This window comes from Paraglaciecola aestuariivivens, assembly GCF_052983255.1.
Map to the genome: position 1 here is coordinate 99,523 of NZ_JBRKBA010000010.1, position 11,887 is coordinate 111,409.

The window sequence follows — 11,887 nt, forward strand, 5'->3', positions numbered from 1 at the left end:
GCCTCTTAATGACTTTGGTAAACGTTTTAACTGCAACTTAAAGGGTAGCGGAAGTTTGTTTAGCTGAATGATGAATTTTATTCACTAAGCAAGTTGGGTCAAAAATCGGCAGGCTGAGGAACCCATGGTTTACTCTTATAGCGAAAAGAAACGTATCCGTAAGGATTTTGGCAAACGCCCACAGGTATTGGAAATACCGTATCTACTTTCAATCCAATTAGATTCTTTTAAGAAGTTTATTGACCTAGATGTAGATGGTCAACATGGACTGGAAGCAGCATTTCGATCAGTTTTCCCAATAAAGAGTTACTCAGGTAACGCTGAGTTGCAATATGTAAGTTACCGTTTAGGTGAGCCCGTATTTGATGTGAAAGAATGTCAAATTCGTGGTGTAACATATTCAGCTCCTTTACGTGTGAAATTGCGTTTAGTGTTGTTTGATAGAGAAGCAGCACCAGGCACTGTAAAAGACATTAAAGAGCAAGAAGTCTACATGGGTGAAATACCACTTATGACTGATAACGGTACTTTCGTTATCAACGGGACTGAGCGTGTTATCGTGTCGCAATTACACCGTTCTCCAGGCGTGTTCTTTGATCACGACAAAGGGAAAACTCACTCATCAGGTAAAGTATTATATAACGCCCGCGTTATTCCTTACCGTGGTTCGTGGTTAGACTTTGAATTTGACCCTAAAGATAATTTATTTGTTCGTATAGATAGACGCCGTAAATTACCAGCGACTATTATGTTACGTGCATTAGAAATGCCTACCGAAGAAATCCTTGCGTTGTTCTTTGAGACCAACCAAGTGCGTATCGACGGTGATAAATTCTTATCTGACATAGTACCAGACCGTTTGCGTGGTGAAACCGCACAGTTTGATATTTTAGATAATAAAGGCAAAGTGTTAGTTGAGACTGGACGCCGTATTTCGGCTCGTCATACACGTGCACTTGAAAAAGCAAAAATCACAGAACTTGAAGTACCTGCAGAATATCTAGTAGGTCGTGTATTTGCCCGTGACTACATCAACCAAGACACCGGTGAAGTTATTGTTAGTGCGAATGACGAACTAACCTTAGAAAACCTAGCTGAATTAAAAGAAGCGGGGATCACTGCTTTTGATACTTTGTATATCAATGAGCTAGATCACGGTGCTTATATTTCTGACACTTTACGTATAGATAGCTCAACTAACCGCCTAGAAGCTTTAGTTGAAATTTATCGTATGATGCGTCCTGGTGAGCCACCTACTAAAGATGCAGCTGAAACCTTGTTCACTAACTTGTTCTTCTCTGAAGACAGATACGATTTATCGTCTGTTGGTCGTATGAAGTTCAACCGTCGTTTAGGACGTGAAGAGTCAACAGGTGCAGGTACACTAGACAAAGACGACATAGTTGCAGTCATGAAGCAACTTATCACCATTCGTGACGGTAAAGACGAAGTGGATGATATCGACCATTTAGGTAACAGACGTATACGTTCTGTTGGTGAAATGGCTGAAAACCAATTCCGTGTTGGTTTAGTTCGTGTTGAACGTGCGGTTAAAGAACGCTTAAGTCTTGGTGACCTAGATGCAGTTATGCCACAAGACTTAATCAACGCTAAGCCTATTTCGGCTGCAGTGAAAGAGTTCTTTGGTTCTAGCCAGTTGTCACAATTTATGGATCAAAACAATCCATTGTCAGAAGTGACACACAAACGTCGTATCTCAGCTTTAGGCCCAGGCGGTCTAACACGTGAACGTGCAGGCTTTGAAGTACGTGACGTACACCCAACTCACTATGGTCGTGTATGTCCAATCGAAACGCCAGAAGGACCAAACATTGGTTTGATCAACTCTTTGGCAAGTTTCGCCCGTACTAACGATTTTGGTTTCTTAGAAACTCCTTATCGTAAAATTATCGACGGTGTTATGACTGACGAAATCGACTACTTGTCTGCCATTGAAGAAGGCCAATACGCCATCGCTCAGGCAAATGTAGTAGTAGATGAAAACGGTAAATTGACAGAAGATTTGATCCCATGTCGTTTCCGTGGTGAAACTACTTTAATGTCGGTTTCAGACATTACTTATATGGATGTGTCACCACAACAAATTGTGTCTGTTGCTGCAAGCATCATTCCTTTCCTAGAGCATGATGATGCTAACCGTGCACTTATGGGTGCCAACATGCAACGTCAAGCTGTTCCTACATTAATTGCTGAAAAGCCATTAGTAGGTACAGGTATGGAAAGAACAGTAGCGGTTGACTCTGGTGTGACAATTATCGCCAAACGTGGCGGTACGGTTGACTATGTTGACGCAAGTCGCATTGTAGTTAAGGTAAATGAAGAAGAGATGACTGCAGGCGAAGCGGGCATTGATATCTATAACCTAACTAAATACACCCGTTCTAACCAAAATACTTGTATTAACCAAAAGCCTACCTGTAATGTCGGCGAGCCTGTAGTGGCTGGCGATGTATTAGCTGACGGTCCGTCAACTGATATGGGTGACTTAGCTCTTGGGCAAAACATGCGTATCGCATTCATGCCTTGGAATGGTTATAACTTCGAAGATTCAATCTTGATTTCAGAGCGTGTTGCTATGGAAGACAGATTTACTTCAATCCACATTCAAGAATTAAGCTGTATCGCTCGTGATACTAAGCTTGGTCCAGAAGAAATCAGTGCTGATATCCCTAATGTTGGTGAGTCTGCCCTAGGTAAACTGGATGAGTCTGGTGTGGTTTATATCGGTGCTGAAGTAAAAGGCGGCGATATTCTAGTAGGTAAAGTGACACCTAAAGGTGAAACCCAACTTACCCCTGAAGAAAAACTATTAAGAGCCATCTTTGGTGAAAAAGCGTCTGACGTTAAAGATACTTCGTTACGTGTACCTAACAGTGTACATGGCACAGTTATCGACGTTCAGGTCTTTACCCGTGACGGTGTAGAAAAAGACAAACGCGCCCGCGAAATTGAAGATATGCAATTACGCGAAGTGAAAAAAGACTTATCAGATGAGTTTAACATTTTAGCCGACGGCATCTTTGCTCGTGCAACTAACTTGTTACTTAAATCAGGTGTTGATCAAGCTAAGCTAGACAGCATCCCGCGTGATAAGTGGTTTGACTTAACCTTAGATGACGAAGATGCACAAGCGGAACTTGATCAAATCGCTGATCAGCACGCTGAAATCAAAGCTGACTTTGATACTAAGTTCGAAATTAAACGTCGCAAAATCACTCAAGGTGATGACTTAGCGCCAGGTGTACTTAAAATTGTTAAAGTTTACCTAGCTGTTAAACGTCATATTCAACCTGGTGATAAAATGGCGGGTCGTCACGGTAACAAAGGTGTTATCTCGACTATCAAGCCTGTTGAAGACATGCCTTATGACGAAAACGGCACACCTGTTGATATCGTACTAAACCCACTGGGCGTACCTTCGCGTATGAACATTGGTCAGGTACTTGAAACTCACTTAGGTATGGCTGCTAGCGGAATTGGTGTGAAAATCGACCGTATGCTTAAAGAGCGCGAAGAAATGGCTAAGCTACGTAACTTCTTAAAAGAAGTTTACAGCGCTGGCAAATCGCACCAAGAAGTAGACCTAGATAGCTTCACTGACGACGAAATTACCCGTTTAGCCGGTAACTTGCGTAAAGGTGTGCCTATGGCCACACCAGTGTTTGATGGTGCTACTGAAGCAGAAATCAAACACATGCTAACCTTGGCAGATATCCCAGAGAGCGGACAAATTACTTTGTTCGACGGTCGTACTGGTCGCCCATTTGAGCGTCCTGTGACTGTGGGTTATATGTACATGCTGAAACTGAACCACTTGGTCGACGACAAAATGCACGCTCGTTCTACTGGTTCTTACAGCTTGGTTACCCAGCAACCGTTGGGCGGTAAAGCGCAATTCGGTGGTCAGCGTTTCGGAGAGATGGAAGTATGGGCACTAGAAGCATACGGTGCTGCTTACACCTTGCAGGAAATGCTAACTGTTAAGTCTGATGACGTGAATGGCCGTACTAAAATGTATAAAAACATTGTGGATGGTGATCATCGTATGGAACCTGGTATGCCAGAATCCTTCAACGTATTGTTGAAAGAGATCCGCTCGCTAGGTATCAACATCGAACTTGAAGAGCAATAAGCTGCTCTTGCTGAGCGTTTAGACAGGATGGTGTAGCAGTTAATTTAATTGCTACACCTTTGCAATTGACTCCGCTGGGAGAGAAATGTGAAAGATTTATTAAAGTTTCTTAAGCAACAAAATAAGACAGAAGAATTCGATAATATTCGAATTGGTCTTGCATCACCGGATATGATCCGTTCGTGGTCATTTGGTGAAGTTAAGAAGCCAGAAACCATTAACTATCGTACTTTTAAACCAGAACGTGACGGCTTATTTTGCGCACGTATCTTTGGTCCAGTAAAAGATTACGAATGTTTATGTGGTAAGTACAAGCGCCTTAAACACCGTGGTGTAATTTGTGAAAAATGTGGGGTAGAAGTTACCTTAACTAAAGTACGTCGTGAGCGTATGGGTCACATTGAACTGGCCAGCCCAGTTGCACATATTTGGTTCTTAAAATCATTGCCGTCACGTATTGGTTTAATGTTAGACATGACCCTACGTGATATTGAACGTGTTCTTTATTTTGAATCATATGTGGTGTCAGAGCCAGGTATGACAACCTTAGAGCGTAGTCAACTTCTTACCGAAGAAGAATACTTAGATGCGCTTGAAGAACATGGTGACGAATTTGAAGCGAAAATGGGTGCTGAAGCAGTATTTGAATTGCTTAAAGCCCTAGACGTTGACGCAGATGTTGCCGCTATGCGTGAAGAGTTACCTACAATTAACTCTGAAACTAAGCGTAAGAAAATTACTAAGCGTTTGAAATTGTTAGAATCTTTCCAATTATCAGGTAACAAGCCTGAGTGGATGATCATGACAGTTCTACCTGTGTTACCACCAGACTTACGTCCTTTGGTACCACTAGACGGTGGACGTTTTGCGACTTCTGATTTGAACGATCTATATCGTCGTGTAATTAACCGTAACAACCGTTTGAAGCGTCTATTAGACCTTGCCGCGCCTGACATTATCGTACGTAACGAAAAACGTATGTTACAAGAAGCAGTTGATGCCTTGTTAGATAATGGTCGTCGTGGTCGTGCTATCACAGGTTCTAACAAACGTCCTCTTAAGTCTTTGGCCGATATGATCAAAGGTAAACAAGGTCGTTTCCGTCAGAACTTACTGGGTAAGCGTGTTGATTATTCTGGTCGTTCGGTTATTACCGTTGGTCCTACATTACGTTTACACCAGTGTGGTCTACCTAAGAAAATGGCACTTGAGTTATTCAAGCCATTTATCTATGGAAAATTAGAAGGTCGTGGCCTAGCTACTACCATCAAAGCCGCTAAAAAGTTAGTAGAACGTGAAGATCCGGAAGTGTGGGATGTACTAGACGAAGTAATTCGTGAACACCCAGTGTTACTTAACCGTGCACCAACTCTTCACAGATTGGGTATTCAAGCTTTTGAACCTATCCTAATCGAAGGTAAAGCTATTCAGTTACACCCTCTAGTGTGTGCTGCATACAACGCCGATTTCGATGGTGACCAAATGGCTGTTCACGTGCCGCTTACGATTGAAGCTCAGCTTGAATCACGCGCACTGATGATGTCTACCAACAACATTTTATCACCGGCTAACGGTGAACCAATTATCGTTCCTTCACAGGATGTGGTAATGGGCTTGTACTATATGACACGTGACCGTGTTAATGGTAAAGGTGAAGGCATGGTCTTCACTAGCCCACACGAAGCTGAAAAAGCTTACCGTACAGATGCAGCTGAATTACATGCACGCGTTAAAGTACGTATCACAGAATACGATGTGGATGCAGAAGGCAACAAAGTAGAAAAAGTGACCCTAACAGATACCACTGTTGGTCGTGCTATTTTCTCGACTATTTTACCTAAAGGTTTGCCATTCGAAATTATCAACCAAGCTATGGGTAAAAAGCAGATTTCTAGGCTGTTAAACGCTTGTTATCGTACCCTAGGTTTGAAAGATACAGTTATTGCTGCTGACCAAATCATGTATACAGGTTTCCACTACGCTATGATTGCTGGTGCATCTGTTGGTATAGATGACATGGTTATTCCAGACGCTAAGAAAGACATTATCGAAGGCGCTGAAGCAGAAGTATTCGAAATCCAAGAGCAATTCCAATCAGGTCTTGTTACTGCCGGTGAACGTTATAACAAAGTTATCGATATCTGGTCTAATGCCAACGAAAAAGTTGCTAAGGCCATGATGGAAAACCTTTCAAAAGAATCGGTTAAAAATCGTGATGGCGAAATGGAAGAGCAAGCCTCTTTCAACTCAGTCTTTATGATGGCCGACTCGGGTGCTCGTGGTAGTGCCGCTCAGATCCGTCAGTTGGCGGGTATGCGTGGCTTGATGGCAAAACCAGATGGTTCAATCATCGAAACTCCCATTACCGCTAACTTCCGTGAAGGTCTGAACGTACTACAGTACTTCATCTCAACTCACGGTGCGCGTAAAGGTTTGGCCGATACGGCACTTAAAACTGCTAACTCGGGTTACTTAACTCGTCGTTTGGTAGATGTTGCACAAGATTTGGTTATTAACAATGATGACTGTGGCACATTCGAAGGGGTGAAAATGACACCGCTAATCGAAGGTGGTGATGTTGTTGAACCACTTCGCGAACGTGTACTAGGTCGTACTGTAGCTGAAGACGTATTAAAACCAGGTACTAACGAAGTATTAGTAGAACGTAATGTACTACTAGACGAAGCCTTAGTAGACCTGCTTGAAGTTAACTCTGTTGACCAAATTCAAGTACGCTCTGTAATCACTTGTGAAAACGACTTTGGTGTTTGTGCTAAATGTTACGGTCGTGACTTAGCACGTGGTCACATGGTTGGTCACGGTGAAGCTGTTGGTGTTATTGCTGCTCAGTCAATCGGTGAGCCAGGTACTCAGCTTACCATGCGTACCTTCCACATTGGTGGTGCGGCGTCGAGAGCTTCTGCAGAAAACAGTGTACAAGTGAAAACCACAGGTACCTTAAAACTGCATAATGCTAAGTTTGTTCGCAATACTGACGACAAAGTAGTGATTGTTTCTCGTTCAACTGAAATCACCATTATTGATGATCAAGGTCGTGAGAAAGAGCGTTATAAAGTACCTTACGGTGCAATATTAACGGTGGATGACGGTGCTAAAGTGACTGCTGGTGAAGTAGTGGCTAACTGGGACCCTCACTCGCATCCAATCGTTACTGAACGTGCTGCAAAAATTAGTTTTGCTGACGTTGATGACAGTAATACTGAAATGCAACAAGATGAGCTAACTGGTTTAACTCGTATAGTAGTTAACGACTTATCTAAAGCGAATGCTAAAGAGCCTAAACTTATCCTAGAAAGTGAAGAGTTTGGTCTACAAGAAATCCGTTTACCTAGCTTTACTACCATCGAAGCTACAGATGGTATGGACGCTAAACCAGGTGACGTATTAGCACGTATTCCGCAAGAAAGTTCGAAAACTCGTGATATTACCGGTGGTCTACCGCGTGTTGCTGACTTATTCGAAGCCCGTAAGCCTAAAGAGCCAGCTATCTTAGCTGAAGTCTCAGGTATGATTGGTTTTGGTAAAGAAACTAAAGGTAAGAAGCGTTTAACTATTACGCCTAAAGACGGTGATCACTATGAAGAAATGATCCCTAAATGGCGTCAACTTAACGTGTTCGAAGGTGAGACTGTAGAAAAAGGCGAAGTTATTGCCGATGGTCCAGAGTCTCCACACGACATCTTACGTTTACGAGGTATCAGTGCGGTTTCTAACTATATCGTTAACGAAGTACAAGAAGTTTACCGCTTACAAGGGGTAAAAATTAACGATAAGCACATCGAAGTGGTTATTCGTCAGATGTTGCGTAAGTGTTTAATTACAGACGCCGGTGACAGTAACTTCCTTGAAGGTGAGCAGTTAGAAGTATCTAACGTGAAGATCGCTAACCGTGAATTGGAAAAACAGGGCAAAATTCCTGCTAAGTACGAAACACAGTTATTGGGTATTACTAAAGCTTCATTGTCGACTGAGTCGTTTATCTCAGCGGCGTCTTTCCAAGAAACTACTCGTGTACTTACCGAAGCAGCAGTGCAAGGTAAAGAAGATGAGTTACGTGGCTTGAAAGAAAACGTTATCGTTGGTCGCTTAATACCTGCAGGTACTGGTTTTGCGTATCACCAAAAACGTACTGCTAGAAAACTAGCAGAACAACAGGAGCTGGAAGAACCTTCAGTTTCTGCCTCTGAAGCAGAATTGGCGTTAACAGAAGCATTAAATGCTGAAGTTAGCGACTCACCTGCCGAGGAATAACAGTAAAGATCGACAGGTGATCTGGAAAAGTCACTACGGCTAGGCATAACTAGGCTAAAACCTATAAAAATGCAGAATAGCCGTAGTCTTACTTGACAGCTAAGCCATTGATCATTAGACTTCCGCGACCCGAAATTTGGTGACTAAATGTCCATCAAATTAAGGTTCGCGGATTTTTCGCGTTTAACGCCCTGCAAAAATGGGCAACAGTCGTAAATTTAATCAGGAGCTAGTTAATGGCAACAGTTAACCAGTTAGTGCGCAAGCCACGCAAACAACCTGCGACGAAGAGCAACGTCGCGGCTTTGCAAGCCTGCCCACAACGCCGTGGAGTATGTACTCGTGTATATACCACCACACCAAAAAAGCCGAACTCTGCATTACGTAAAGTATGTCGTGTTCGTTTGACTAACGGTTTTGAAGTTTCTTCATACATTGGTGGTGAAGGTCACAACTTACAAGAGCACAGTGTTGTTCTTATTCGTGGTGGTCGTGTTAAAGATCTACCAGGTGTTCGTTATCACACTGTTCGTGGAACATTAGACTGTGCAGGCGTAAGTGATCGTCGTGCTGGTCGTTCTAAGTACGGCGCAAAAAGGCCTAAGTCTTAACGGTTCTCCGTTAGTAAGGCCAAACTAAGAATTAATTGAGTTTTGGGAAACCCCTGAAATTTCTACGGAGAAAGTAAAATGCCAAGAAGAAGAGTCGTAGGTCAACGTAAAATCCTACCAGATCCTAAGTTCGGATCAGAATTACTTGCAAAATTCATGAATGTCGTCATGTTAGACGGCAAAAAATCGACTGCTGAAAAAATCGTTTACGGTGCGCTAGATATTGTTGCTTCTAAAGCTGACAAAGCACACTTAGACATATTTGAAGAAGCGTTGGACAACATCCGCCCTACAGTCGAGGTTAAGTCTCGTCGTGTTGGTGGTTCTACTTACCAAGTACCAGTAGAAGTACGTCCCGTTCGTCGAAATGCCCTAGGTATGCGTTGGTTAGTTGACGCTGCTCGTAAACGTGGTGAAAAATCAATGGCTCAACGCCTTGCAGCTGAAATGCTCGATGCTGCTGAAAACAAAGGTTCTGCGGTTAAGAAACGTGAAGACGTTCACCGTATGGCCGAAGCTAACAAAGCCTTCGCTCACTACCGTTGGTAATAAGAGAAAGCTATGGCTCGTAAAACGCCCCTTGAGCGTTACCGTAATATTGGCATTGTCGCCCACGTGGATGCGGGTAAAACCACTACCACTGAACGTGTTCTTTTCTACACTGGTTTGTCACATAAAATCGGTGAAGTCCATGATGGCGCAGCCACCATGGACTGGATGGAACAAGAGCAAGAGCGTGGCATAACCATAACTTCGGCAGCGACGACCTGTTTTTGGTCGGGAATGGACCAACAATTTGACCAACACCGTATCAATATCATAGATACTCCAGGGCACGTTGACTTCACTATTGAAGTTGAGCGTTCGCTTAGGGTACTAGATGGCGCTGTGGTGGTTTTTTGTGGTTCGTCAGGTGTAGAACCTCAATCAGAAACTGTATGGCGTCAAGCTGATAAATACCACGTTCCACGTATGGTATTTGTTAACAAGATGGACCGAGCTGGTGCTGATTTTGAGCGTGTAGTTAAACAAATTAGAAATCGTTTAGGCGCAAATTGTGTGCCTATCCATTTAAATATTGGTGCCGAAGAAACCTTCAAAGGTGTTGTCGACCTGATCAAAATGAAAGCCATTAATTGGAATCAGGCTGATCAAGGCATGACCTTCACTTACGAGGCTATCCCTGCTGATTTACTAGAAAAGGCGCAAGCATTGCGTACTGAACTAGTAGAAGCAGCAGCTGAAGCTACCGATGAGTTAATGGATAAATATTTGGAAGGCATTGAGCTAACCGAAGACGAAATTAAATTTGGTTTACGTAAGCGCACCCTGGCTAACGAAATTGTGTTGGCAACCTGTGGTTCGGCATTTAAAAACAAAGGTGTGCAAGCTGTACTTGATTCTGTAATTGAGTATTTACCTGCGCCTATGGATGTGCCAGCCATTAAAGGTGTACTAAACGACAAAGATGAAACCGAAGCTGAACGTCCTGCTGATGATTCAGCGCCGTTTGCTGCGTTAGCATTTAAAATTGCTACTGACCCCTTTGTTGGCTCTTTAACTTTTTTCCGCTGTTACTCTGGTGTAGTCAACTCCGGTGATGCTGTTTACAACCCAGTAAAAGCAAAACGTGAGCGTTTTGGCCGAATAGTGCAAATGCATGCCAAAGACAGAGAAGAACTTAAAGAAGTACGTGCCGGTGATATTGCAGCGGCAATAGGGCTAAAAGATGTGACCACGGGAGACACTTTGTGTGATCCTAATCATATTATTACCCTAGAGCGCATGGAATTTCCTGAACCGGTTATTTCCATTGCAGTAGAGCCACGCTCACAACCAGATCAAGAAAGAATGGGCATTGCATTAGGCAAATTAGCCGCAGAAGACCCATCTTTTAGAGTCAAAACTGACGAAGAGTCAGGTCAAACTATTATATCTGGCATGGGTGAATTACACCTAGATATCATTGTTGACCGTATGAAGCGTGAGTTTAACGTTGAGTGTAACGTTGGAAAACCTCAAGTAGCCTACCGTGAAACGATTCGTAAGAAAGTGGATGCGGAAGGCAAGTTTGTTCGTCAATCAGGCGGTAAAGGCCAATATGGTCATGTCTGGTTAACTATCGAACCAAATGAAGAAGGCGCAGGTTTCGAATTTATCAATCAGATAGTAGGAGGGGCGGTTCCAAAAGAATACATCTCTTCTGTTGAGAAAGGTATTGAGGAACAAATGCAAAATGGTGTAGTGGCGGGTTATCCGGTACTAGATGTGAAAGTCACTTTATTTGACGGTTCATACCATGATGTTGACTCTTCTGAAATGGCGTTTAAAATCGCAGGTTCGATGGGATTCAAGAAAGGGGCTGCAGAAGCAAATCCTGTATTACTTGAGCCAACAATGAAAGTAGAAGTTACCACTCCAGAAGAATGGATGGGTGATGTAGTCGGCGACCTCAATAGGCGTCGCGGTATGATTGAAGGCATGGACGATGGTGTAGCAGGTATTAAAATAATACACGCAAAAGTACCTTTATCTGAAATGTTTGGTTATGCCACTGATTTGCGTAGCGCAACTCAGGGTAGAGCATCATACTCAATGGAATTTTTTAATTACGCAGAAGCGCCTAGTAATGTCACTAAAGCCATTACTGATGCGCGAACTTAAATTTTAATGAAGGTCTGATCCGGGTCTATTTAAGGGTCGGATTTTTAACTTAGGAAACCAGTAAAATGGCAAAAGCAAAGTTTGAACGTACTAAACCGCATGTAAACGTCGGTACTATCGGCCACGTTGACCACGGTAAAACAACATTAACAGCGGCAATTACTACTGTATTGGCTAAAACCTACGG

General features: G+C 43.0%; 6 protein-coding genes. All 6 read left to right on the plus strand.

Annotated elements, in window-relative coordinates; translation table 11 throughout:
* The first annotated feature begins 124 nt into the window (after positions 1-124).
* Entirely contained in the window at positions 125-4,153 is a 4,029-nt protein-coding gene (gene rpoB / locus ACVCDT_RS14200) for a DNA-directed RNA polymerase subunit beta (RefSeq protein WP_447133448.1), read from the plus strand.
* Between the two features lie 87 nt (positions 4,154-4,240).
* A complete protein-coding gene (rpoC, locus tag ACVCDT_RS14205; protein ID WP_447133449.1) occupies positions 4,241-8,425 on the plus strand; it encodes a DNA-directed RNA polymerase subunit beta' in 4,185 nt (1,394 codons plus the stop codon).
* A 236-nt stretch (positions 8,426-8,661) separates the two neighbouring features.
* Positions 8,662-9,036 (plus strand): 30S ribosomal protein S12, encoded by a 375-nt coding sequence (gene rpsL / locus ACVCDT_RS14210; RefSeq protein ID WP_007623100.1) that lies wholly within the window; start codon positions 8,662-8,664, stop codon positions 9,034-9,036.
* Between the two features lie 78 nt (positions 9,037-9,114).
* Positions 9,115-9,585 carry a 30S ribosomal protein S7 gene (gene rpsG, locus ACVCDT_RS14215; RefSeq protein WP_447133450.1) on the plus strand — a complete coding sequence of 157 codons (471 nt, stop codon included), beginning with the start codon at positions 9,115-9,117 and terminating at the stop codon, positions 9,583-9,585.
* Positions 9,586-9,597: 12 nt separating this feature from the next.
* Positions 9,598-11,700, plus strand: a complete 2,103-nt coding sequence (gene fusA / locus ACVCDT_RS14220) for an elongation factor G (RefSeq protein ID WP_447133451.1) — start codon at positions 9,598-9,600, stop codon at positions 11,698-11,700.
* Between the two features lie 65 nt (positions 11,701-11,765).
* On the plus strand, positions 11,766-11,887 hold a 122-nt coding region (locus ACVCDT_RS14225; RefSeq protein ID WP_447133455.1), incomplete at its 3' end, for a GTP-binding protein.

Coding starts and splice junctions, on each gene's coding strand:
- rpoB (WP_447133448.1), top strand. CDS start 125: ATGGTTTACTCTTATAGCGAAAAGAAACGTATCCGTAAGGATTTTGGC.
- rpsL (WP_007623100.1), top strand. CDS start 8,662: ATGGCAACAGTTAACCAGTTAGTGCGCAAGCCACGCAAACAACCTGCG.
- rpsG (WP_447133450.1), top strand. CDS start 9,115: ATGCCAAGAAGAAGAGTCGTAGGTCAACGTAAAATCCTACCAGATCCT.
- fusA (WP_447133451.1), top strand. CDS start 9,598: ATGGCTCGTAAAACGCCCCTTGAGCGTTACCGTAATATTGGCATTGTC.